Source organism: Listeria booriae (assembly GCF_000766865.1).
Lineage (GTDB): Bacteria > Bacillota > Bacilli > Lactobacillales > Listeriaceae > Listeria_A > Listeria_A booriae.
On record NZ_JNFA01000025.1, the window covers coordinates 134,590 to 158,233 of the forward strand.

At 38.7% G+C, this 23,644-nt stretch carries 22 protein-coding genes; 4 read left to right on the forward strand and 18 right to left on the reverse strand.

What is annotated here, in order from left to right; translation table 11 throughout:
* Window positions 1-150 precede the first annotated feature (150 nt).
* Window positions 151-1,524: an NADP-specific glutamate dehydrogenase gene (gene gdhA / locus EP57_RS11855; protein ID WP_036087021.1), complete on the forward strand. Its 1,374-nt coding sequence runs from the start codon at window positions 151-153 to the stop codon at window positions 1,522-1,524.
* A gap of 242 nt (window positions 1,525-1,766) precedes the next feature.
* Here the strand turns inward: gdhA and EP57_RS11860 are convergent, their stop codons facing one another.
* A complete protein-coding gene (locus EP57_RS11860; RefSeq protein WP_036087022.1) occupies window positions 1,767-2,393 on the reverse strand; it encodes an SH3 domain-containing protein in 627 nt (208 codons plus the stop codon).
* Between the two features lie 327 nt (window positions 2,394-2,720).
* Between EP57_RS11860 and EP57_RS11865 the strand changes: the two genes are divergently transcribed.
* A complete protein-coding gene (locus EP57_RS11865; protein WP_036087023.1) occupies window positions 2,721-3,767 on the forward strand; it encodes a lactonase family protein in 1,047 nt (348 codons plus the stop codon).
* A gap of 60 nt (window positions 3,768-3,827) precedes the next feature.
* Window positions 3,828-4,862 carry an oxidoreductase gene (locus tag EP57_RS11870; RefSeq protein WP_036087025.1) on the forward strand — a complete coding sequence of 345 codons (1,035 nt, stop codon included), beginning with the start codon at window positions 3,828-3,830 and terminating at the stop codon, window positions 4,860-4,862.
* Window positions 4,863-4,911: 49 nt separating this feature from the next.
* Here the strand turns inward: EP57_RS11870 and EP57_RS11875 are convergent, their stop codons facing one another.
* The 5 genes from EP57_RS11875 to EP57_RS11895 form a co-directional block, all read right to left on the reverse strand.
* Window positions 4,912-5,313: a VOC family protein gene (locus EP57_RS11875; protein WP_036087026.1), complete on the reverse strand. Its 402-nt coding sequence runs from the start codon at window positions 5,311-5,313 to the stop codon at window positions 4,912-4,914.
* A gap of 29 nt (window positions 5,314-5,342) precedes the next feature.
* Window positions 5,343-5,639 carry a hypothetical protein gene (locus EP57_RS11880; protein WP_036087027.1) on the reverse strand — a complete coding sequence of 99 codons (297 nt, stop codon included), beginning with the start codon at window positions 5,637-5,639 and terminating at the stop codon, window positions 5,343-5,345.
* Window positions 5,640-5,657: 18 nt separating this feature from the next.
* Window positions 5,658-6,338, reverse strand: a complete 681-nt coding sequence (locus tag EP57_RS11885; RefSeq protein ID WP_036087252.1) for a histidine phosphatase family protein — start codon at window positions 6,336-6,338, stop codon at window positions 5,658-5,660.
* Between the two features lie 118 nt (window positions 6,339-6,456).
* A complete protein-coding gene (locus EP57_RS11890; protein WP_114982777.1) occupies window positions 6,457-7,938 on the reverse strand; it encodes a peptide MFS transporter in 1,482 nt (493 codons plus the stop codon).
* Window positions 7,939-8,023: 85 nt separating this feature from the next.
* Window positions 8,024-9,205: an iron-containing alcohol dehydrogenase gene (locus tag EP57_RS11895; RefSeq protein WP_036087029.1), complete on the reverse strand. Its 1,182-nt coding sequence runs from the start codon at window positions 9,203-9,205 to the stop codon at window positions 8,024-8,026.
* Between the two features lie 340 nt (window positions 9,206-9,545).
* On the opposite strand from EP57_RS11895, the gene folP reads away from it, so the two are divergent.
* Window positions 9,546-10,355: a dihydropteroate synthase gene (folP, locus tag EP57_RS11900; RefSeq protein WP_036087030.1), complete on the forward strand. Its 810-nt coding sequence runs from the start codon at window positions 9,546-9,548 to the stop codon at window positions 10,353-10,355.
* A 130-nt stretch (window positions 10,356-10,485) separates the two neighbouring features.
* Here the strand turns inward: folP and EP57_RS11905 are convergent, their stop codons facing one another.
* The 12 genes from EP57_RS11905 to EP57_RS11960 form a co-directional block, all read right to left on the reverse strand.
* Complete coding sequence (locus EP57_RS11905; RefSeq protein ID WP_159106429.1) at window positions 10,486-11,895, reverse strand: lipopolysaccharide biosynthesis protein; 1,410 nt, start codon at window positions 11,893-11,895, stop codon at window positions 10,486-10,488.
* A 105-nt stretch (window positions 11,896-12,000) separates the two neighbouring features.
* Window positions 12,001-13,164, reverse strand: coding sequence for an aminotransferase class I/II-fold pyridoxal phosphate-dependent enzyme (locus tag EP57_RS11910; protein ID WP_036087037.1), 1,164 nt, complete (start codon window positions 13,162-13,164; stop codon window positions 12,001-12,003).
* Window positions 13,161-14,345 (reverse strand): glycosyltransferase family 4 protein, encoded by a 1,185-nt coding sequence (locus tag EP57_RS11915; protein WP_036087039.1) that lies wholly within the window; start codon window positions 14,343-14,345, stop codon window positions 13,161-13,163. The genes EP57_RS11910 and EP57_RS11915 overlap by 4 nt, the downstream gene beginning before the upstream one ends.
* Complete coding sequence (locus EP57_RS11920; RefSeq protein ID WP_036087040.1) at window positions 14,342-15,475, reverse strand: glycosyltransferase; 1,134 nt, start codon at window positions 15,473-15,475, stop codon at window positions 14,342-14,344. The genes EP57_RS11915 and EP57_RS11920 overlap by 4 nt, the downstream gene beginning before the upstream one ends.
* Window positions 15,456-16,697, reverse strand: coding sequence for a glycosyltransferase (locus EP57_RS11925; protein WP_036087041.1), 1,242 nt, complete (start codon window positions 16,695-16,697; stop codon window positions 15,456-15,458). Before EP57_RS11925 ends, EP57_RS11920 begins: the two co-directional genes overlap by 20 nt.
* Window positions 16,698-16,727: 30 nt before the next feature.
* Window positions 16,728-18,158, reverse strand: a complete 1,431-nt coding sequence (locus tag EP57_RS11930; protein ID WP_052167666.1) for a polysaccharide biosynthesis protein — start codon at window positions 18,156-18,158, stop codon at window positions 16,728-16,730.
* 31 nt (window positions 18,159-18,189) lie between these two features.
* The gene (locus tag EP57_RS11935; protein WP_241480726.1) at window positions 18,190-18,792 is read right to left on the reverse strand and encodes a sugar transferase; all 603 of its coding nucleotides are present in this window, start codon (window positions 18,790-18,792) and stop codon (window positions 18,190-18,192) included.
* Between the two features lie 51 nt (window positions 18,793-18,843).
* The gene (locus EP57_RS11940; protein ID WP_052167667.1) at window positions 18,844-19,116 is read right to left on the reverse strand and encodes a helix-turn-helix domain-containing protein; all 273 of its coding nucleotides are present in this window, start codon (window positions 19,114-19,116) and stop codon (window positions 18,844-18,846) included.
* Between the two features lie 28 nt (window positions 19,117-19,144).
* A complete protein-coding gene (locus EP57_RS11945; RefSeq protein WP_036087042.1) occupies window positions 19,145-20,500 on the reverse strand; it encodes a nucleotide sugar dehydrogenase in 1,356 nt (451 codons plus the stop codon).
* 13 nt (window positions 20,501-20,513) lie between these two features.
* Window positions 20,514-21,926 (reverse strand): O-antigen ligase family protein, encoded by a 1,413-nt coding sequence (locus tag EP57_RS17205; protein WP_241480727.1) that lies wholly within the window; start codon window positions 21,924-21,926, stop codon window positions 20,514-20,516.
* The gene (locus EP57_RS11955; protein WP_036087043.1) at window positions 21,913-22,599 is read right to left on the reverse strand and encodes a CpsD/CapB family tyrosine-protein kinase; all 687 of its coding nucleotides are present in this window, start codon (window positions 22,597-22,599) and stop codon (window positions 21,913-21,915) included. Before EP57_RS11955 ends, EP57_RS17205 begins: the two co-directional genes overlap by 14 nt.
* A complete protein-coding gene (locus EP57_RS11960) occupies window positions 22,596-23,264 on the reverse strand; it encodes a YveK family protein (RefSeq protein ID WP_036087044.1) in 669 nt (222 codons plus the stop codon). Before EP57_RS11960 ends, EP57_RS11955 begins: the two co-directional genes overlap by 4 nt.
* Window positions 23,265-23,644: the final 380 nt, after the last annotated feature.

Consider the following 23,644-nt stretch of genomic DNA (forward strand, 5'->3'; position numbering starts at 1 on the left):
TATCCTCGGCGTATTTCATGTAAACTAACATTATAAGTGAAATTTCAGAATAACCTTTTCCTGAAAACAAAGAACACACATGGATAATTATCTTCCACGCCATGATACGTTTATTCTCACTTAAATTAAGAATATGGGGAGCGATTCAATATGGTACAACCAACCACAGTCACGAAAGAAGTAGAGGCAGCAGAGAACTATACAGCGCGTATCTTTGAAACAGTAAAAAGACGCAATCCTTCTGAGAGCGAGTTTCACCAAGCAGTAGAGGAATTTTTACAATCCTTAGTTCCTGTCTTAGCGAAAGAGCCGAAATACGAAGCGGCTGGAATTCTAGAAAGATTGACCGAGCCTGAACGACTTATTACATTCCGTGTGCCTTGGGTAGACGATAATGGTAATGTACAAGTCAACCGTGGTTTCCGCGTACAATTCAATAGCGCTATCGGTCCATACAAAGGCGGCCTGCGTTTCCACCCATCGGTAAACGGCAGCATCGTCAAATTTCTTGGATTCGAGCAAATCTTTAAAAACTCCCTAACAGGTCTTCCAATCGGCGGCGGTAAAGGTGGCTCCGACTTTGATCCTAAAGGTAAAACAGACAACGAAGTTATGCGTTTTTGTCAAAGCTTCATGTCCGAGTTACAGAAATATATCGGTCCCAATACAGACGTTCCAGCAGGCGACATCGGTGTTGGCGCCCGCGAAATCGGTTTCCTATTCGGTCAATATAAGCGCCTAAACGCGTTTGATGCCGGCACATTAACAGGAAAAGGTTTGAACTACGGCGGAAGTTTAACACGTACCGAAGCCACAGGTTACGGCGTAGTTTACTTCACACAAGAAATGCTCCAAGACAAAAACGATTCCTTAAAAGGCAAAAAAGTCGTCGTTTCCGGATCAGGTAACGTAGCCATTTATGCCATCGAAAAAGCCCACGAACTCGGCGCAACAGTCATTGCATGTAGCGATTCAAGCGGCTACATCCTAGATGAGAACGGTATTAACGTCGCAACAGTAAAACAACTAAAAGAACAAGAACGTAAACGGATTAGCGAATACGCAACACACCATCCAGACGCTACTTTTGTGGCAAACGGCGACATTTGGTCAATAGCTTGTGATATCGCCTTACCTTGCGCAACGCAAAACGAAATCAATGCCGATCAAGCAGCAGAGCTTGTTAAAAAAGGTGTCATCGCTGTCGCAGAAGGCGCGAACATGCCGTCTACACTTGACGCGGTAGCTGTCTTCCAAGAAAACGGCGTATTATTCGGACCTGCAAAAGCCGCCAATGCTGGTGGTGTAGCCGTATCCGCACTTGAAATGGCGCAAAACAGTATCCGTATGAGCTGGACTTTTGAAGAAGTGGACTCTCATTTGAAATCCATTATGAAAAACATTTACAAAAATGCTAGTGCTACAGCGTCCGCGTATGATGCAGAAGGAAATCTCGTTGTTGGTTCCAACATCGCCGGCTTCCTTAAAGTTGCAGATAGCATGTTGACAGAAGGTATTATCTAAAAAAGGGACTGAATTGGAATTCTACACACCAGTTCAGTCCTTTTATCTGTAGATAATCTGTCTACATATACACAAAACTCATCCATTTTTCCAAATTTCATGTCAACAAACCGAAAAGAGCCTGACTTTACCAGATCAGACTCTTTTCATTTGGGGGAGTTAGTGCAAAAATCTATGTGATGAGTTTCCGGCCATACTTGATTTCTATGCCATGTTAGCCTTCCACTCTTGTTGCAAAAAACTTATTTTGTGCTTAGGAATTGTGTTGCTACATAGCCTGTTTTACCTTTATAAGTAACTTGGCTCCAGCCACGGCTTTCTTTTACAACAGTTACTTTTTCGCCTTTTTTAAGTACGCCTAATACTTTCGATGTTTTGCTTTGGCTAGCGCGAACATTTACGGCTGTTTTTGCTGTTACTGTTTTTGCTGTTACTGTTTTTGATGCTTGTGCTTTTGATGTTGTTTTCTTTGTTGGTGTTACTTTTTTTGTGGAAGCTTTTGCAGGTGTTGCTTTTTTCACGGGTGCTTTTTTGGAATCGACTTGTTTGCCTGGGATGTTAAGATAGCGTGTGCCGACATAGCCTGTTTTGCCTTTGTATGTTACTTTGCTCCAGCCGTAGTCATCTTTTACGAAATAGACTTTCTCGCCTTTCTTAAGTATGCCTAGCACTTTGGATTTGGTGCTTTCTCCTGCGCGAACTTTAACGTCTGATTTTGCTGTTACCATTTGCGGTTTTGCGACATATTTTGTTGTTTGTGCGGCGTCTGCGTGGATTGTTCCTGCTCCTACTGTTGTGAATGCTAATGTCAATGCCAAACCTGCTGCTGCTACCATTTTAGTTGATTTTCTGTTCATTACGTTGTTCATTGTAATCTCTCCTTTAAGTGCTATTTTTTATTTTTTCTAAGGGGCGCCCTTTCGATATCTTTATATTACACTACAATTATTTCAAAGTCAATACTTTTATTACATTATTGTTACAACATTTTTGTAAGGTTGTATTGGATTCTACTAAAATAGCTTTATGAAAGGGTTTTAAAGTTCATTTTTTATTTCTATTTTGCATTTTCGGGCTAAAAAGACAATCTCCCCTGACATTTTTGTAACATTAACGTAACAAAACTTCATAAGCCTATACTTTTCTCTGGCTGTGCTATAATGAGAGAGAATAGAAAGCTTAAGGAGGAATTATGAATGGCTAACAAAGAAGCGATTGCCTACATTGGTACATACACCAAAGTAGAAAGTGAAGGGATTTACCGTCTTCACATCGATAAAAAAACTGGTGAGATTACGCAAAATAAACTGGCTGGTAAGATGGATAACCCAACCTACTTGAAAATAACAGAAAATCAAAAATATATTTATTCGGTTGCAAAAGATGGCGATAAAGGTGGCGTTGCTGCTTTTAAAATCCAAGAAGATGGCTCGCTAGAATTGTTAAACCAAGAAGTGAAAGCTGGAAACCCGCCTTGTTACGTGGATTCTTCTCGTGATGGCGATTATGTTGTTTCGGCGAATTACCATTTAGGTACAATCATTGCTTATCCAACACATAAAGGTGCGCTAAAAGAAGCTAGTTCTGAGGTGCAACACATTGGTAAAGGCGTTAACCCAGAGCGTCAAGAAAAAGCGCATGCTCACTTCGCTGGTTTTACACCTGACGAAAAATACGTTATTACGTGCGATCTTGGAACAGATTTCGTCACAACGTACGCAATCAAAAATGGCGTTCTTGAAAAGGTAAGCGATTTAAAAGTAAAAGCTGGTAACGGTCCTCGTAACCTTGTTTTCCATCCAAAAGCTAGTATTGCTTATATCATGACTGAAATGGCGGCAGACGTTATTGTGGCGGCTTATGATGAAGCTACTGGCACGTTAACAGAAATGCAAAGTATCCCGTCTTTACCTGCTGATTTTGAAGGCGAAAACAAAGGTAGCGCGATTCATATTTCTAATGATGGACGTTTTCTTTATGTTTCTAACCGTGGACAAGATGCGGTTGTTACTTTTGCAATCGATGAAGAAGGAAAATTGAGCTTGGCGGCAACTACTCCTGTAGAAGGCGTTGGCCCTCGCGATTTCGACCTTGATCCAACTGGCGAAATTCTACTTGTTTCCAATGAAAACACGAACAACGTTACTGTTTTCGGCGTAAATCAAGAAACAGGCGCCCTTACTTTACTACAAAAAGACATTCACGTTCCTGAACCGGTTTGCGTGAAATTCATTAACGAATAAAAATGAAGAGGCTCCTCACGCGGACAATACGTTTGGAGCCTCTTTTAAGGAGGAAATAGTATGCTTACAATTGGTTATATTGGTTTTGGGAAAAGTACGACGCGGTATCACATGCCGTATACATTGATTCGCGATCATATTCGCATTAAAACGATCTACAATCACAGACGCAAGCCAGAACTAGAAGCAGATTACGCGAAATATGAAATTCAGTTTACAGATCAGCTGGATGAGCTTTTGCAAGATACAGAAATTCAGCTCGTTAGCATCTGCACGCCCGCAAATACACACTATGAACTAGCGAAAAAAGTGTTGGAAAGCGGCAAAAATGTCCTCGTTGAAAAACCGTTCTGTACAACTGCATCGGAAGCCGCGGAACTTTTTGCATTGGCGGAATCGAAAGGGCTTATTGCGATGGCTTACCAAAATCGTCGTTTCGATAGTGATTACTTGGCGGTAAAGGAAGTATTGGACAGCGGTAAATTAGGCGATCTTGTGGAGTTAGAATCGCACATGGATTATTATCGTCCTGATGCGCCAAGGTTTGACGGGGAGCATTATGATGGTGCTTTTTACGGGCTCGGTGTTCATATGATGGATCAAATAATCGACTTGTTTGGTCGTCCCGACGAAGTTAGCTACGACATTCGTTCTGTCCGCAATCCGGGAAATCCTGATGATACTTTTGAAGTTCAATTCTTCTATCCGAAACATAAGACGATTGTGAAAACGAGCCATTTGGTGAACATTCCTTATCCGAAATTCATCCTTCACGGTACAAAAGGCAGTTTCGTAAAATATGGCATCGATCAGCAAGAAACATGTCTAAAAGCTGGTATAATGCCTGGTGATACAGATTTCGGCGTTGATCCTGAGAGTCATTATGGCACGCTCGTTTATGTTAATGATGCTGGCGAAACCGTACAAGAAACGGTACCTACACCGCTTGGCGACTATGGCCGTCTTTATGATCATCTACACGATGCTATTTTAAATAATACAGTGAAATTAGTGGCTGACAAAGAGACGCTTACTAATATGGCGATTTTAGAACAAGGCTTCACAGCAAAAAATCCACGCATTATTTCATTGTAATATAAAACCACCGCTCGCATTTTTCTGCAAACGGTGGTTTTTCTCTAATTTACCAAACAAATTGCCATGTCACACCGAACTTATCGGTAATCCACGTTACTTTTTTAAATGGACCTATCGCTTCTGGGCCCATCATGACCGAGCCGCCGTCTGCAAATGATGCAAATAAGCGGTCAAATTCGGCCTCATCCGTGCAATTCACAAGAATCGACGCTGCCCAAGAAAAGGCTGGTGCGTATTCTTTTTCCATATCCATAACCATGAAAGACTGTCCGCGAAGCTCGAACGTGCCATTCAGCAGTTTACCTGTCTCGCCACGGTCTTCTTCCCCAATATATACTTTACTTTTCTCAACGGCCTCTGGAAACTGGCTTAAATAAAAGGCCATTGCTTCTTCTGCATCCCCACTAAATGTTAAAAAAGTAGAAACGGATTTCTCTGGTTTATACATGTCTCATTCCTCCATCTTCTATTTATTCGCTACATTACACCCATCAATATTAACAAGAAAAACACAAGCCAAAACACAATATACCCCATCGAAATAATAAAACCAATCACTGGGAAAAAATTACGCTCTGTCTCTTTTGCAATTCCTATTAATGACACAATCAGCGTAAGAACAGCAACACCAAAAATAACAAGAAACCAATTACTTGCTGTAACAATACCAAACTCCACAGGTTTTATAAAAATCATCACAATACATAGAATCCCTAGTAAAAATGCTAAAAAGCCTAAGAAAGTTGTTCGTTTTTTGATCGGTACATCTTCCATGTTTCTTCATCCCTTATCCTAATTTTTAATGACACCGCGAGCTACGTATTGCATATCGTTCGCAGATTCTACTGAGTAGCTCCCATTTTCAAAGCTAATTTTTGTAACACTTGCGTTTTCAATTGGTACAGCAACCGAATCTGGATCTAAGAGTGATAGCAAAATATTGATTACCATGCCGTGACAAATGACCAACACATTGCCATCCGTTACTTCACTGCAAATCAAGTCCAGCGAAGCAAGCAACCGGGTCGTGAAAATATCCCAATTCTCCGCCATACCTGTTTCATCCATTTCCGCAACCATATCAATCATCAATCGTGGTGCATCATGCTTATGTACTTCAAAAAATGCTTCCACCGTCGGAAAACCGTGTACTTCACAAGCTTTTTCCCACATCACACGATTCAGTTCCCCTTCAAACTTCCCAAAACCGAACTCGCGCAACCCTTTTAGCTGATTTAAAGGCAATTCAAATGCTGCGTGTCGCATCACAATATCCGCCGTTTCAATCGTGCGGCCACGATCACTCGTATATACCGCTTCGAATTTCGTACCTGCTAAACCACGACCGAGCTGTTCTGCAACAACAATTCCAGCTTCTGTTAGTGGACTATCTGCCCATCCTTGAACCCGATCAATCGTGTTTAACATCGTCTTGCCATGCCGCGTGACATATAAAGTTACTTTACTACTCATTCCCTTTTGCACCGCCATTCTTTCAATTATATTCCCAGTGTATCAAGCCAAGCCGCGTTTTGCAATTCTCATATCACGAAAATGGCGTTTCCCCGCAAGAAAACGCCATGTCACTTTATTAATCAACACCACGCATATTTTTTTTCAGAAGTGGTGCACCTAAGAATAGTAGAATCGCGAACGCCACAGCGCCAAATCCAAAAATACCAAAGTACAAAATTTCTGTATCTGCGTTGAAATATTGCGTTGCCTGTGCGTTGAAAGCCTGTGCCATCGAATCGGATAAGAACCAGACACTCATGGTTTGTGACGCAAAAGCAGCCGGTGCTAGTTTTGTCGTAGCGGAAAGGCCGACTGGTGATAAGCACATTTCCCCGACGATACAAATGAAGAAGCTAAATACAAGCCAAAGCGGACTCACAGCCGTCGTCGTATTACCGGCCAGAATACCTGGCAACATCATAATCACAAACGATAGCCCTGCAAAAAATAGCCCTAACGCAAACTTACGCGGTGTCCCTGGTTGCCGTTTCCCCATCTTCGTCCAAATCCAAGCAAAAATCGGTGATAAAATAATGATAAACATCGGATTCAGCGATTGGAATACACCCGGATTTAACGTAAACCCACCAACACTTAAATCTGTTCGATTCGCTGCAAATAAAGCAAGCGTTGTCGAGCCTTGCTCTTCAATCATCCAAAACATGACAGATATCAAAAACAGCGGTATGTATGCAGTCAAGCGCGCCCGCTCGTCCTTCGTCGTTTTCTTGCTCGTCATCATTACGATAAAATACAGCAGCGGAATAATAACACCAAGCACCGTCACCGTCATGATAACCGTTTCTAACGAATATTCCCCTTGAAGCAACCCGATAACCGTGAAAATTGCTGCAATTCCAATAGCTAATCCAATTACAAGCCCAGACATTTTCTTCTTCTCTGTGCTCTTTAGTGGATTCGGAACTTGTTTTCCAGCATCGCGCAAGTACATTTTTCCAGTAATCACGTAGACGACTAAGCCAACCGCCATTCCGACAGCTGCAACACCAAAACCAGCATGATAACTATTCGCCGAATCCGATACAGATGTCACGATAAACGGTGCAATAAATGCGCCTAAGTTAATTCCCATATAAAAAATACTAAAACCAGCATCCCGTCGTTGATCTTTCTCTGGATACAAATCCCCAACAACGTTTGACACGTTTGGTTTCAAAAATCCTGTTCCAATAATGATAAAGAACATCGACACAAATAATGCCGTCGCGCCACCCGGAAATGACAACGCAATGTGTCCTACCATAATCAAAACCCCGCCATAAAAAATCGTCCGTCGCGGTCCTAAAATTCGGTCAGCCGTCCAGCCCCCGATAACACCTGACATATAAACAAGTGAGCCGTAAATCGACATAATCGCCGTCGCAGTAGCCTGAGAAAAACCGAGCCCACCGTCCACAACTGCCGTATACATATAATAAATAAGAATAGCACGCATCCCGTAGTAAGAAAAACGTTCCCAAAACTCAGTAAAAAACAGCGTCGCGAGCCCTCGTGGATGTCCGAAAAAAGTTTTGCTACTACTATCTTTTATCTCCATCATACTCCCCTCTTCCCTATTAAAATACACTCCAGAGCATGCTCAGCTAACAAAGAAGCACACTCCAGAGTTTTAAATGATTATCTTATAATGCGTTTTTGTAAATTTCACGGCTTACTTCTGGTGTTTGATCTCCACGTTCGGAAATCGCCGTCAAACCATGGCTTTCCAATTGCGAAACAAGCGCATCCACCACTTCTTCACCCAGCTCATAATCGCTGAAATGCGTCGGAGCACCTAGAGATTCAAAGAAAGCACGCGTTTTATCAATCGCTGTTTGTACTTTTTCATCATCAGTTCCTTCTGTAATATGCCATACCCGTTCTGCGTATTGCAATAACTTGCCATATTTCTGCTCCTTACGAATCTCAAGCAACGAAGGCAACACAATCGCAAGCGTCCGCGCATGGTCAATATGATAAAGCGCCGTAATCTCATGACCTAAACTATGGCTCGCCCAGTCACCAGGAACCCCTTTATTTAGCGTTCCATTAAGCGCATATGTCGCTGTCCACATGAAGTTTGCTCGTAAATTATAATCATGATTCGATTCATCCACAACATCAGGACCGATTTCAATCAATGTTTCAAGTAACCCTTCCGCAAAACGATCTTGCACCATCGCACCAACTGGATACGTCATATATTGTTCCATAATATGCACGAACGAATCAATAACACCGTTCGCCAATTGACGTTTCGGCAACGTATACGTAAGTTCCGGCTCAAGAATCGAGAACTGCGGGAAAGTAACCGCACTACCAAAACCAAGTTTCGCTTTTTTCGCAACAATGCTGACAACACCGCCACTGTTCATTTCAGAACCAGTCGCAGGAAGCGTTAAGACAGTACCAAACGGCAATGCTTTCGTAATCGGAATTCCTTTTCCAATGCCACTACCAAAAATATGAATTGGCTCTTCATCGAAAAGTGCCGCAGCCGCAATGAATTTCGTTCCGTCAATAACAGAACCGCCGCCAACAGCAAGTAAGTAATCGAAACCTTCTTCTTTTACTAATTTCACCGCTTTAATTAACGTTTCATACGTAGGATTTGCCTCAATCCCGCCGAACTCACCGAATGTATGCCCACTCAAAGCCTCGCGCACTTTCGCAAGCGTGCCAAAGCGTTCCACACTACCGCCACCATATAAAACAAGAACTTTCTTATTCGTTGGTACAAGCGTGCTAAGTTCCTTGATTCGATCTTTCCCAAATACGATACGCGTTGGATTGTAATAATCAAAATTTGCAATTTCTTTATTCATTTTGTCCTTACCTCGCTTTTCTCATTTTGTATTGTGGTGCTTTTCTTTGTTTCACACCAATACTTTACACTTATATACCCGTTATTACAAATGACTACACTTGATGATAACGGGAAATGAATCCCGTCTCTACATTTTCTAAAATAGCCAGCAAGAAAGCGCTGTCTTTGAGAAATTTTTCCTTGATTTGTCCACACAAAATCTACAGACAAAACCGCCTATATTTAGTATTCTATAGATAGACCTCTTCATCCCTTACACCTATAGATTACATGCTTGTTAGGCCGTCAATGGTTCCCTTCTGTTGACGGCTGTTTTATGTAGAGAAAGGAGTAACACGATGCATAAAAAGTGGAAAAAACATGATCTTAGCTTGATAATGGGTATTTTAAATATTACGCCTGATTCCTTTTTTGATGGAGGAAAGTATATGAAAGTACAACACGCCGTTGCCCGTGCGATAGAAATAGCAAATAATGGAGCCTCTATCATAGATATCGGTGGCATATCAACACGCCCTGGTTTTTCTGAAGTTAGTATCGAGGAAGAACGACGCCGGGTCATTCCTATTATTAAAGCTGTACGCCAAGCTTTACCCGACATATGGATATCCCTAGACTCTTGGCGTAGCGAAGTTGCTGAAGAAGGTATTTTAGCAGGCGTTAATTTCTTAAATGACCAATGGGGAGCAAAATATGATCCTAAAATGGCGCAACTTGCCGCAAAATACGATTTACCAATCTGCTTAATGCATAATCGACAAAATGCGAACTACACAGACTTCCTATCAGACGTAAAAAATGATTTACGAGAGAGCGTTCAAATCTGTCAAAAAGCAGGGCTGGCCAAAAGAAATATTATTCTTGATCCAGGTATCGAATTTGCCAAAACGCCAGAGCAAGATTTAGAAGTCATCCGCCGAATCGACGAAATTGTTGACTTAGGTTTTGAAGTGTTACTTGCCGCGAGCAGAAAATCTACTATCGGAAAAGTACTAGACCTACCGGTGAATCAAAGAATGGAAGGAACAGGTGCTACTACTGTGTACGCCATTTCAAAAGGATGTAGCATCGTGCGTGTGCATGATGTGAAAGCAATGTATCGCATGGCACGTATGACAGATGGCATCATGGGGAAAATCCCATTATAAGACAACTCGAATCACAAGAAATAAAGGAAGGATATATCTTTGCAGCAATTAGCAATATATCCTTCCTTTTTAAACGTCTAGAAACACAGTGTACCGCTATTCTTAAACAAATGAGAATCATAAGCTCCAATCATGACATGTCCACTTTTTCCCCGTGTGTTTTATTCCTATACAAATCCCGAAGCTGATGAAATAGAGAGAAATAAAATAAACCGATACATATCAAAACCCCAATATTCACTAGCACGCTATAATAATCAAAAAAAGTATTATAAAAAGCCACCAAAAAAAGAAGTACCACTGTACAAAGCTGCTTCGTAAGAGCAATTCCTTCCCACTCCCTGTTGGAAAGGACGGAACGCAATACATAGTAAATAAAATAAGCAATTCCCATACTAAGCGCTGCCCCCTTCGCCCCATAATAAGGAACCAAATACAGTGCCAATGTTATATTGGTAATTATCGCTCCAATCGAAACATATATATTCAAATATGTTTTCCGACTAAACACAATCCCCAAAGTCGTTGTTTCACTAATCGTATAGAGAATCGGCACAAAACATAAAAACGGAAAAATACTGACCGCACCCTGGTAAGCATCCGTAAAAACAAACATAATAGCTGGCTTAAAAATAAGAATTCCAATAAAAAGAAACGAAAATCCACCGGCAACAATATCACTCACCAATTGAAAATGCTGTATACTCCGTTTCTCCGCATACCACCGATACGCTGTCGGTACCCAAAAACTTGTAAAACTCATCTGTACAATCTTCAATAAGCTAGCAATTTTAAAAGCTGCCGTATATAAACCAAGCTCCGTATACGTTGAGCGCAAGCCAATAATGAAACGATCACTTATTGTAAAAACCGCCTCAATAGCGAGCGCAATAAACACTGGAAAACCAAAAGTCCACATCTTCCGAATCATTTGCCTATCTATTTTAAAATTCGCTACATTTAAAAGCGGCAAACAAAGCAGTACAATAACACAGTCACCAAGCATCTGCCCAATTAAAGTGCCATAAACAACAACCGTAAAATCTCTATCCCCAAATAAAATCAGCAAAACCGTGACGCCCAACACAAATACCCGAATAATAAACGTTAAAAAGGAGTATAGTTTCGCCTTTTCTTCCATCCGAATAGATAGTAGGCAAAACCGCTCCAAAATAAGCGTAAACATACTAATACAAAGCAAGTAAATAGGTAACTGCATCGACTCATCTTGAAAAAGCCACATTGCTAGCTCTTTCCGAAATAAAATCGCGATGACACTAAGCAATGTGGACATTAACAATGGAACAAACATGGCATTATGAATTAAATTTTTCTTATCTTTATTTTCATGATAATCACGTGTATATGCTTGATCAAAGCCCAAATACAGATACACAGTTAAAAATGTCTGCACCATAATAAACATACTTGCTCTCCCATATTCATCAGGCGACACAAAGTAAGTCGTAATTGGTACAGTAATAAAAGAGATAAGCGCGCCCGCTATTGGCCCAAGTGAGAAATAAAAAAAACGTGTCAACGTATTTTTCATCTACTATTACCAATTTTTCGTTGTTCTTTCATTCATTTCATACCTCTTTCTTCAAGTCGCTCATACGTTTCATAAATATCTATAAAACGTATCCTAATTTTCACGATCTACTTTATTAGCCAGCAATTGGGCAAGCAGTTCTTTAATAACATACGCTTGTTGTGATTCAGACATCGATGAGCCTGATGGTAAGCATAGTACTTCTTGAAAAAGTTGCTCGCTAACATTTTGCTCATGTGCCTGATAACACTCTGCGCCTGCAAAAGATGGTTGCAAATGCAGTGGATTCCACATCATTCTTACTTCAACTCCAACCGCTTCCATCCGTTGAACTATTTCCATTGTGGATAATGCTATTTTCTCAAAATCTAATCTAATCGCAGACAACCAACAATTTGGAACTGTTTGAGCTAAAACTGGCATCATAGATACACCATCAATTTCGGAAAATGCTGTTTCGTACCTTTTAAAAATAGCTTGGCGTTTAGCAATATGACTGTCCAATACTTCCATCTGTCCCATCCCAATACCCGCTAATACATTGCTAAGCCTGTAGTTATAGCCAATTTTTTTATGCAAATAAAACATTGCTTGTTCTTTTGCCTGTGTTGCTAGTTTAAACGCCTTTTTACGTGTGGTTTCTTTTTTGCTAAGAAGCATGCCTCCGCCTGATGTTGTGATGATTTTATTGCCATTGAAAGAATAGATTCCCATTTCGCCAAGCGTTCCTGTCATTTGATTTTTATAGGTGCTACCTAATGACTCCGCTGCGTCTTCAATTAGTGGAACATCATATTTGTCACAAATCGACTGAATCGTGTCTAAATCAGCTACTAGTCCTAATAAATGGACTACTATTACTGCTTTAGGCAATCTATTTCTCTGTGCGGCGTATTCCATCGCGTTTCCCAATGCAATAGGACACATATTCCACGATTTCTCATCAGAATCAATAAATACTGGTTCTGCGCCAACATATACAATTGGATTCGCACTTGCTGCAAAAGTTAATGTCGAACAAAAAACGGTGTCTCCTCTTGTCACGCCTAAGGTAAGCAGGGCTAAATGAATAGCAGCCGTTCCTGAATTCAGCGCCAATACGTGTTCTGCCTTTGTATAATGCTTCATTTTTTGCTCAAAGCTGTCGACATTAGCGCCTAGTGGAGCAATCCAATTTGTTTTAAAAGCTCCGTTTACATAGTGCTGCTCCGTGCCTCCCATATGTGGCGGAGATAGAAAGATTTTCCCTTCATTCACAACATAGTCGTCCTCTCTTTTCTAATATTTTGCAAAATATTGTTTAATTTATCTAGCAAGTCTTCTTTTTTATACTGTGTGGCTAATTGTTCGACATACTGCTGGACTTCCTTGTAGTTTTTTTTATGGGTGCTTAAGTTTTCAAGATATAGCCGGAGTCCATCTAGATTTTCATAATCAAAACCTTGGCCAGCTTTGAATTCACGCATTACTTTGTCTTGCCAACCTTTGTAATTAATTAATGTCGGCTTCCCTGCAGCCCAGAAATCAAATAGCTTATTTTGACTATTGCGATTTAGTATTTCTTTATTTCGAACAAAACACATACCAACATCGCTCATCGTCATTAAGGTATGCGCCTCCTTTTTTGAGACAGCATCTAGGAATAGAACATTGCTTAGCTTTGCTAGCTTGGCTTCTCTCACTAGCTTTGGTTTTTCTTTGCCGTCGCCAACAATGACATAGAGAATTTTGTCATGTGTTGTGTTCTCGGCTAGCTTCAAAATATAGTCAATATGATTCACGAAACCGATGGTACCAGCGTATAGGCTAATAAATTTATTTTGCAATTGTGGATATTTTGTGTAAAGCTGAATTTGATCCGTGACACTGATGGCCTTAAATCTATTGATATCTGCGAAATTGGTGATTACCTCGATATGATCTGGATGGATGCCTTTTTGTACGATATCCATTTTCATTCCTTCAGACAGGGCAATAATTTTATCTGCTTTGTTGTAAATACCAGACTCTATTCGGAAAAGTATCTTGATTAGAAAGTTATTTTTAATAATGCCTAACTGGATTGGCACGTCTGGCCACAAATCACGGACTTCGAAGACAAAGGCACATTTTTTTATGTTTGCTACCCATTTTCCAACAAGGCCAACTGTTAGAGGAGTAGATGTGGCATAAACCATGTCGATATCTTTTTCTCGAAGCGCGTAAAACAAGCTTTTTAGCATGTAGATTAAAAAGGAGAAAATCCTGCGAATATAACCGTATTCTTGGCGATAAGGTGTTTTTGTTGAGATAATTGTAATGCCTTCACAAGAAGATACCTCATTTCCAGTAATCATTGTCACCTGATGTCCCTCAGAAACAAGCTTTTTGGCAATTTCATACGATCTTGTTCCACCTTTATCCTTCTCAAAATACTGATGTAAGTAGACTACTTTCATAATGTCACATCCTCAAAATTCGTATAGAAAGAAATCAATTTTTCTTCTTCTGTTTGCCAATTATAAGCTTCTTGAAAAGCACGGAAGCCACATTCACCCATTTCTTTTGCAACCTGTCTATTCTCTATAAAAAATAAAGCTTGATTTACGACGGCATCTAAGTTACTCGTTTTGGCCGATATACCGCATGGATAACGCTTCAAATCTTCTTGCATCAGAAAATCTGAAACGATAAATGGTATTCCTGCAGCCATATATTCCATACATTTCGTTGGTTTGCATCCTCGAAAATTCGCATTGTCAAGAAGTAAAGACAGGCCAACATGCGAGGTTTGTAAAATCTGAAATGCTTCGTCAAATTTTTTAGGTCCTTCAAAAGAAATCCACTTGCTGACGCCTCTTAACTCTACTTCTGCTTTAAAAATTTCTACTTCCTTTCCCGTTCCTATTATCCGAATTCGAAAATCATCGCGCTTAGCAGCCAGTTTCTCCGCCAAGTCAATCATCAAGCGCGCCCCTCGCAATTCGGAAATGCTCCCTATATACACAAACGTAAATACATCACTTTTTGGGAGCGCCTGAGATTCCGACCTGATTGCTGGGTAATTGTATACGTCCACTGTTGGACATGTTAAATTCGGATAGTTTTCGTGGTAATGTTCTTCTGCAAAAATAACACCATCACATGATTGCATCAGGTTTTTCTCCATTATTTGATATGGGCGCTTCATTATCTTACGGAAAATACTTGGAATTGCTTGTTTAGAGGCAATAATTTGCGGCACATTTTCATGCATATCATAAATAATAATCGGTGCTATCGGCATTCTTTTTTTGATAAACCATGCTAACAGTAACAGCTCTGGATCATGTAAATGGATAACGTCTGGTTTTTCGGATTGAATCTTCTGCCATATGCGTTGCCAATTCTTATATCGCTCTAATCTAGGAAGTTTAGGTAATACATGAATACTTATTGGTGTGTCAATATTTGTACTCACTTGATTTTGAACAGCAATGTGTGTCACTTGATAATCAAGATTTTCAGCGATGGAGGTTGCTTCTCGAAAAAAAATACGCGTGTCACTCCATGGATGCACAGAGCTAATATTAAACATTTTTTTGAGCATGTACTATTCCTCCTGCGCATGAAGCAATAAGCGTGTCATTCAATTTTTTAATATTAAACTCATGATGTATTTTATTTCTCGCCTGCTCAGAAATTTGCGCCCAGATTTCTGGATGATGGATCACTTCTATAATTTTTTCAATCGTTTCTGGCACGCTGTCCTCTGCCACAAGCCATCCATGTTTATTATTTGTAATCAATTCTGGAATGCCACTATGATGTGTTGAAATAACCAACTTACCACGCGCCATCGTTTCCATTAAAGCGACCGGCACGCCCTCCTTATCGCCATCTGAAGCCGTTTTACTTAATTGTAAGACAAAATCAGCTTTTTCAATGGCTTGCTTAACTTCCGTCTGTGACTGCCAGCCTAGCAATGTTACTTCTTTTTCTAGGTTTTTATTGATAATAAGTGCTTCTAAATCGTTTCTTAGCGCCCCTTCACCAATGATTTCTAGCGATATTCGCAAACCTCTTTTTTTTAGTTCATACATCGTTTTGATAGCGACATCCATACCTTTTTTTTCCGTTAAACGCCCTATGGAAAGGAAATTGACTGTTTCACCTAATCCAGAAGGCTTTACTGGATGAAATTTGTCTAGATCAATCCCCATTCGGTGTACTTGAATCTGTTCAGAATTTGCACCATATGCTTTTAATAAACGTGCGAATTGGTGACTCACTGGTAGTAGCTTGATATCTGCAGCAAATAAGCTATCATATACGTTACTCCCATGCTTTTTTACAAATGTCGTAACATCATTTCCATGAAAAAATGTCATGACGTTTTCGGGTAATAGCTTTTGATTCTGCAAATAAGCAGCAATAATACCGCTTGGACCATAATGACAAATAACGGCGTCGAATTTTTGTCTTTTAAGAAAATACGGCAAAGCGTATAAAAATCGTACGGTAAAAATCATCTTGCCATACTTTCTATAATTAAATGCCTGACATGTTGCTTTTGGTGCCTTCCAAATACTTTTGGATGCTATTTTCAAGCCACCGATGAGACGTTGACTTTTCACCGAATTATTATTTAAAAAATAAGTCTTTTCTAATAAACTGTATTTTTCTATTTCAGGATGATTTTTTTCATTGTTTACCTTATTCCATGCCACTATCTCAACGTCGACTCCTCTATCAATGAACCCCGTAATTTGATTCAAAATAAACGTTTCCGATAAAGCTGGAAATGAAGATATTAAAAATAGTACTCGCATATTTTATACCTTCCTCTCATTATTTTAGAATCATGACCCCATCGATATATTTTGAGGAATGCTTTGATTGGCTACTAAAAGCAATTTTTGACGCAATGTCGCATTGTCCATCCCTTTATAGCTGGCCATTAAATCCTTGATAGCCAGTACTTCATCCATACTTGTGTAATAATTCCCCTCATAAATTTTATTGCTAACTTTAGATGAGAATTCTTCTTTATTGAATAATTCCTCAGACATTTTCTCACCTGGACGCACACCTACGTATTCCATCACAATATCTTGTTTGTTTCTATCGGAAAGCGCAATTAATCGATCTACCATCAAATCTAATCCCACTTGTTCTCCCATATCCAATACAAAGATAGCATTGCTTTGCGCTAACAGACTCGCCGATATAACTAATTTACTTGCTTCTGGAATTGTCATAAAATAGCGTTTCATCTTAGGATTCGTTATAGTAAGCGGTAAACCACGATGAATTTGTTCCCATAATTTTGGAAAAACACTGCCACGACTACCTAAAACGTTTCCGAAACGCACTACGTTACATCTTGTTTTGCTTACTGTATCCATTTCCAATGTTAATTTTTCTGCTAATCTTTTTGTTGCGCCCATGATATTCTCGGGATTCACAGCTTTATCTGTCGACACCATAATAAAATTTTCTACTTGCATCGCTTTACTTGTTTGGATGATATTGTAAGTTCCAACAATATTATTTTTCACCGCCTCATAAGCATTGTTTTCCATCAGCGGAACATGCTTATGTGCTGCCGCATGGTAAACAATATCTGGCTTATGGTGTTTAAAAAGCCGAAACAACTGCTCAGCATCACAAATATCTGCGATAACAGAAATTACCTCACCTTGATAAGATTCATCTTTTTTTAGTTGCTCTAGTAATGTACTAATCTGAAAAATACTGCCTTCACCTTTTCCTAATAAAATAAGCTTTTTAGGATGGCATTTTAAAATTTGACAAGCAAGCTCTGAGCCAATCGAACCTCCTGCTCCTGTGATAAGTACCGTTTTTTGTCTTATTTCCTTATGAACCTCTTTGTAGTCTAACTGGAATTCGAATCTATTTGGAAGTAGCTTGCTATAATTTAATTCAGGCATTTCTACTTTTGGGTTCTGTTTGGTTGACGACACATCCGGAAGAACTAAATATGTTATATTATAAGACTTTATTTGAGCAATGATTTTTTGTCTTTTCTTGTCGTCAAGTGTTGAGATTGCTAGAATAATATGTTCTACTTTATATTTTTCTATACAAGCATCGAAGCAATCTAAACTGCCAAATATATGAATTCCTTGTAACCTAGAATTCCATTTATCTGGATTATCATCTAAAATAGCCACCGGTTCATACTCACTATTAAGTTCATTAAGTTGCTTAATAACAAATTCTCCTCCCAAACCGGCTCCAATAATTAAAGTTTTTTTCTTATTCTTCATTGTCATCCATCCTTTTATAAAGACTAGCCTATTATTTTTTGTAGCGTTCCGCTGAAACGTGTCCATCTTGACTGATACCTTCTTTTTTTAAAACGACCATAATTGTAAGCAAACTAATTTTCAAATCGAACAGCAACGAGTACTTCGTGACATACATCACATCTAATTGAAATTTAGCTTTCCAATTAACATTGTTTCTCCCGTTAACTTGGGCCCACCCAGTCATGCCCGGTTTCATCTCTAACCGCTTGCGTTCTTCTATTGTGTATAATTCATTGTATTCTGGCGGCAAAGGTCTTGGCCCAATCAAGCTCATATCGCCTTTTAAAACATTCAATAACTGGGGCAATTCATCTAAGCTCCAGCTTCTAATTAATTGCCCCAGTTCTGTCACCCGCTTGCTATCAGGCTGTGGTTCATTGTTACTATCTACCGCACTACGCATTGTTCTAAATTTATACATAACAAAGCCGTCCCCTCGGTACTTTGCTCTAACCGATTTAAAAATTGGATTTTCTTTAAAATGAAAAGCTAGAACAACATACAAAATTCCCATTGGTATACTGAAAATAAAGAGAAATGCGATAGACATCATTATATCTGCGCTGCGTTTTATCATTTTCTGTATCTTCATTCCATACCTCCCACCCTGGACCTCTCACATTTTACAAGTATAGCTCTCTATTTATTTTGTTGTTTGCAATTCTGTTTCTAATTCCTCCCTGCGGTCGAAAGGTCTATACTTTGTTCTTAGCATTGGTTGATTATTTAATCGCTCTAAAATTTCTTCTTTAAAAAATAGTACTGCCCCATCTTTTTTTATTCTGGTTATTTTCTTTCTGCTAATTAGTGAATAGAAATTTTGACGGGATATTTGTAATATATTAATGGCCTCTGTTGTTGATAAGAAATAACGATCTAGCATTTCCAGTTGTTCCTTTCTGGGTAATTCTTTCATGACTGCATCTCCTTAAATAATCTAACCCTCAATATGAAGGCACTTCTTGCGATTTTTGATTCATTTGGTTGCCAATTTTACCGTATGTTCGTTTCTTTTCTTCATAGCTATCTTTTAAAATATCTTTTGTATCTAAAATCAATGTGCTATTTTCACCGATCTTCGCAATATCAAATACATCATGTTTTGTTAGCAAGACAACTAAATCGTAGCTACTAAAATCATCATAATTTAACGGGATAGAATAGTGCGCATCTCCTTGATTATCAATAAATCTCGGCGCTTTTGGATCGCAAAACGAGACACTAGCACCGCGCTTTCGTAATAATTCAAAGATTTGTAACCCTGGGGATTCGCGTAAGTCATTACTATTTTCTTTATATGCCATCCCCACTAAAAGAATATGTGAGCCATTGATTGATTTTCTGTGTTCATTTAGTGTTTCAACCACGTGTTCTGTCATTTTTTCTGGCATTAAATGATTGATTTCATGTGCAAGCTCAATAAATCTGCTATAAAAATTTTTAGACTTTGCTTTCCACGATAGATACATTGGATCTAATGGGATACAGTGGCCTCCAATGCCTGGACCTGGCGTGAATTTCATAAATCCAAATGGCTTTGTGCTTGATGCCTCAATGGTTTCCCAAATGTCTATACCTAATTTCTCGCATAATAAAGCCATTTCATTAATGAACGCAATATTGATACTCCGGAATGTATTTTCAAGTAACTTGCTCATTTCTGCAACTTCTGTGGAATTTACAGCAACAACTTCACGGATGACTTGGCTGTATAATGTTTCTCCTAATTCCTTAGATGCACTATCTAAACCTCCCACCACTTTTGGTGTATTTTCTGTTTGGAATATTTTATTCCCTGGATCTACACGCTCTGGTGAATAGCAGGCAAAGAAATCCGTGCCTAAAACAAAGCCTTCTTCTTCCATAGCAGCACCTATAATTTCGCGGGTCGTACCTGGATATGTTGTGCTTTCAAGAGAAATCAACACCCCCTTTTTAGCATTTTTCTTAATTGTATCTACAGCGACCTCAATGTAACGCATGTCTGGTTCCATTGATTTTGTCAATGGCGTTGGAACACAAATGATAATGGCATCCGCGTCTAATAATGAGTTAGGATTGGTTGTTAGTTGCAGTTTGCCATTTTCTAATCTTACTCTGAGCGTCTCATCGGAAATATCTTCAATATCGGATATTCCCTGACTTAGGCTATCAATCTTCTTACTATTGACATCGTACCCAATCGTTTCAAAACCATTCTTAGCGAACGAGACTGCTAGCGGTAAACCTACATAGCCCATCCCCATAATTGCTATTTTCGCTTCTTTTTTTAATATTTTTTCTTTTGAAATAATTTCCATACTCTCACCCATCCTAAATTTGATTTGATAATTCTTTTCCGTCTCTCTCTATATAGTAAATATTTAGTATGCTCATTCCTATACCGAGTCCTAACCCTAAAAACATTTTATCGAATGTCCCACTCAACCCGATACTTGCAAATACAAAAGCAACCCCGATTAAAAACGGAACTGCACTCTCAACCTTCCATCTTGCTATTACCCAGTAGTACAAAGAGGCGATAAAATAGAGAATAAAGAAACTAATTAATGGGATAAACGCAATAATTCCTCCATTTGCCAAAACCTCCAACCAATAATTATGCGGGGACCAATAACTTGCGGAGGCATTTTCAAAACCATACATGACCGTACTTAAATGTGTTGGCAACATACCTGCTCCGATTCCTATAAAATGGGAATCTCTAATCAACGACCATGTAGCTTTATACATTTCCATCCGTTCGAGTGTAGAGCCGTTCTTATCTGTAAAAGCTCTTGTAATATCAGAAAAAAGCTGTATTATCAAACTCCACTTAAAGTAATAAGAGACAAGAGCAACCCCTAATCCACCCAAGATAATACCCACAAAAATCCAAATTCTCATCCAACTAACTAGTAATATAATGACTTCAATTAAGATAACTAGCATTGCCATTCTGGAGAAAGTGACAATAACAAGATATACCGCCACAACCGATATAATACTAATAGCTATAATCGCCGCTCTTTTCTTCCATTTACTCATTTCATTAATGACCACTGGAAAAAGAATAGTCAGCAATGCAGCATAATCATTTGTATTAAATTGAAAGCCCGTTGGTTGGTGCTCACTCGTTGTTGTGATATAAAATGTTGATCCAGAACGAGGGAGATGCATACCTGTAATAACTTCCCATAACCCAATAGATATAAAAAGAATGTATAGAACAACCGTACATTTAGCGAATACCCGATAACTTTTGACATCCTTTAGAAAATAGACACAGATAAAAAAAATATATAGCCATTCAAAAAGAAAATAGATGTACCGAAGACTTTCTCCCAGGCTATCTGTCCAAAATAAGGTTATCCCCATTGCAAAAATAAAGAAAATATACAACCATAAGAAAATCCTAACTTTCCGTATTCTCTCCCAGTCTTTCTTGTAGAAAAAGAGGAATAGTACTAAATGAATTGGCAATAATACGCGGAACAAAAAAATATTTTCCATAGCCGGTAAACCCAAATATGGACCAAAAAAACCAGCACATAATAGTATAATCGAAAGTATAAACATACATTTTTCCATATTAATTCGGATGCATAAAAGGATAACTACTACTAAGAGTAGAACGACTGGGACATAACCATAAGGAAGAAACACACAAATTTCCAATATAATGAAAGCCATCAAAAAGAAACTGACTACTTTATAATTACCTAATAACGATTTAATAATAGGCATAGACTTTCTTATCTTTCTCACTGTATTTGCTACCGTTCAATATAGCACCTACAATTGGTGTCCCCGTTTTATCGATATAATCTTTTGCTTCTTTAAGCTCGTAAACTTTTGTTATACCGCTGCGAATAACCATGACTACCCCATCACATAACGATGCAATGACCCTTCCATCCGATAATACTCTAACAGGTGGTGTGTCAATAAATATATGATCAAATTCAGACTCTAGTAATTTTAATGTTTCTGCAAAGAAATCTGAACTGATAATACCTAAAGGATTAGGCGGTAATATACCCGTTGGCAAAACATATAAATTTTCAGATATATTATAAATGCACTTACTACTATTTATGTTATGCTGTTCTTTAATGATGTTCATCAGCCCACGCTTTTCTCTCGGTAGTAGACTTTGTGATAATCTCGGCTGATGTAAATCTAGATCAATTAATAATACTTTTTTCCCTTGGTTTGCAGCCTCTTTTGCAACATTGATAATGCAAAATGTCTTTCCTTCACCTTTGTTCGCCGATGTAAACATAATCTTTTTATGTTTCATTTGTGCCAATAACGAGAACTGCATATTCACCTGAATGGAACGAATTTTCTCTGCTTCAAATGAATTTGATTCTCCTTCAAAAAAAAGAACCTTGTTTTTACTTCTGGTCTCCATCATTCCATATCTCCTTTTATAAATGGCATATCTCCGAGAAATGTTAGTTCCAATTCATCAATGACCGTTTTGTGACGAATTGTATTGTCATAACTAGCCTGTAAAATAACAATGACAAATGCAAGTACAATACCGAATAGTCCAGCCAATATATATTTAATTAAATTGCTGACTTGTGCAGGTGCACTTGCTTTTTCCAAAATAACCATTTTAGTGGATTTAAACAATTTCGCAAAATCTTTTTGTGACACTTCGGCGATGCCATTAGTCAATTGCTCAATTTTCCCAGGATCACTGTCAGTTACTGTAATCTTGTAAACCAAAGAATTCTCACTGCTTGTTACTTTTACTTGTTTAGCCAATTCGGTAGCGTTTTTGTTTAACTTATACTTATCAATAACGCCTTGCATTGTTCTTGCACTCCCTAATGTCGTGCTGAAAGTATTGCCAAGTTGTATAGATGTTCTTATTTCTTCAAAACTAGGCATTTCATCTCCTTTCGTTGCTGTGGTTACCAACACCTGTGTAGATGAGGTATAAATCGGTTTCAGCCACAATGTACTAACAGCTAGTGTCACTACTATTAATAGTATTGGTATGACAATTAATAGTGACCATAATTTCCTCAAACTTCTTAAAAAGCTGTTAATCGTTATTACTTGTTTCATCTTACGCCTCCATCTTAACGTATCTATAGATTCCCTATTTTTCTTTCACATGCTTGTTGTTTATTTTTTCGTTAATTCCAAATTTTATGTTTATTTAAAGGTTCACATGGTAGTATATTGCATGGACTGTTAATAATCATTTCATCTCCTCACATAAGCCCGATATATACATATAGTCTACACCTATTTAACGTATAAATCTGTAGACAAATTACAACTATTATCGCTAAAATTGGTGACTTACCGATAGGTTAATGAGTCCTTTTCAGTTTGAAAGCGTTCTCTCGTTTCCTTGTATCTCTTTATTGTGTAATTCATATCCCTTTAGAAAGTTATTTATTTTTACACACCTTAAATAAACAAGTAAATGCGTTCACAGA

Coding starts and splice junctions, on each gene's coding strand:
- EP57_RS11920 (WP_036087040.1), bottom strand. CDS start 15,475: ATGCTCAAAAAAATGTTTAATATTAGCTCTGTGCATCCATGGAGTGAC.
- EP57_RS11915 (WP_036087039.1), bottom strand. CDS start 14,345: ATGAAAGTAGTCTACTTACATCAGTATTTTGAGAAGGATAAAGGTGGA.
- EP57_RS11885 (WP_036087252.1), bottom strand. CDS start 6,338: ATGAGTAGTAAAGTAACTTTATATGTCACGCGGCATGGCAAGACGATG.
- EP57_RS11955 (WP_036087043.1), bottom strand. CDS start 22,599: ATGATGGAGACCAGAAGTAAAAACAAGGTTCTTTTTTTTGAAGGAGAA.
- folP (WP_036087030.1), top strand. CDS start 9,546: ATGCATAAAAAGTGGAAAAAACATGATCTTAGCTTGATAATGGGTATT.
- EP57_RS11945 (WP_036087042.1), bottom strand. CDS start 20,500: ATGGAAATTATTTCAAAAGAAAAAATATTAAAAAAAGAAGCGAAAATA.
- EP57_RS11865 (WP_036087023.1), top strand. CDS start 2,721: ATGGCTAACAAAGAAGCGATTGCCTACATTGGTACATACACCAAAGTA.
- EP57_RS11860 (WP_036087022.1), bottom strand. CDS start 2,393: ATGAACAACGTAATGAACAGAAAATCAACTAAAATGGTAGCAGCAGCA.
- EP57_RS17205 (WP_241480727.1), bottom strand. CDS start 21,926: ATGCCTATTATTAAATCGTTATTAGGTAATTATAAAGTAGTCAGTTTC.
- EP57_RS11870 (WP_036087025.1), top strand. CDS start 3,828: ATGCTTACAATTGGTTATATTGGTTTTGGGAAAAGTACGACGCGGTAT.
- EP57_RS11925 (WP_036087041.1), bottom strand. CDS start 16,697: ATGCGAGTACTATTTTTAATATCTTCATTTCCAGCTTTATCGGAAACG.
- gdhA (WP_036087021.1), top strand. CDS start 151: ATGGTACAACCAACCACAGTCACGAAAGAAGTAGAGGCAGCAGAGAAC.
- EP57_RS11875 (WP_036087026.1), bottom strand. CDS start 5,313: ATGTATAAACCAGAGAAATCCGTTTCTACTTTTTTAACATTTAGTGGG.
- EP57_RS11890 (WP_114982777.1), bottom strand. CDS start 7,938: ATGGAGATAAAAGATAGTAGTAGCAAAACTTTTTTCGGACATCCACGA.
- EP57_RS11935 (WP_241480726.1), bottom strand. CDS start 18,792: ATGAAGATACAGAAAATGATAAAACGCAGCGCAGATATAATGATGTCT.
- EP57_RS11940 (WP_052167667.1), bottom strand. CDS start 19,116: ATGAAAGAATTACCCAGAAAGGAACAACTGGAAATGCTAGATCGTTAT.
- EP57_RS11960 (WP_036087044.1), bottom strand. CDS start 23,264: ATGAAACAAGTAATAACGATTAACAGCTTTTTAAGAAGTTTGAGGAAA.
- EP57_RS11880 (WP_036087027.1), bottom strand. CDS start 5,639: ATGGAAGATGTACCGATCAAAAAACGAACAACTTTCTTAGGCTTTTTA.
- EP57_RS11895 (WP_036087029.1), bottom strand. CDS start 9,205: ATGAATAAAGAAATTGCAAATTTTGATTATTACAATCCAACGCGTATC.
- EP57_RS11930 (WP_052167666.1), bottom strand. CDS start 18,158: ATGAAGAATAAGAAAAAAACTTTAATTATTGGAGCCGGTTTGGGAGGA.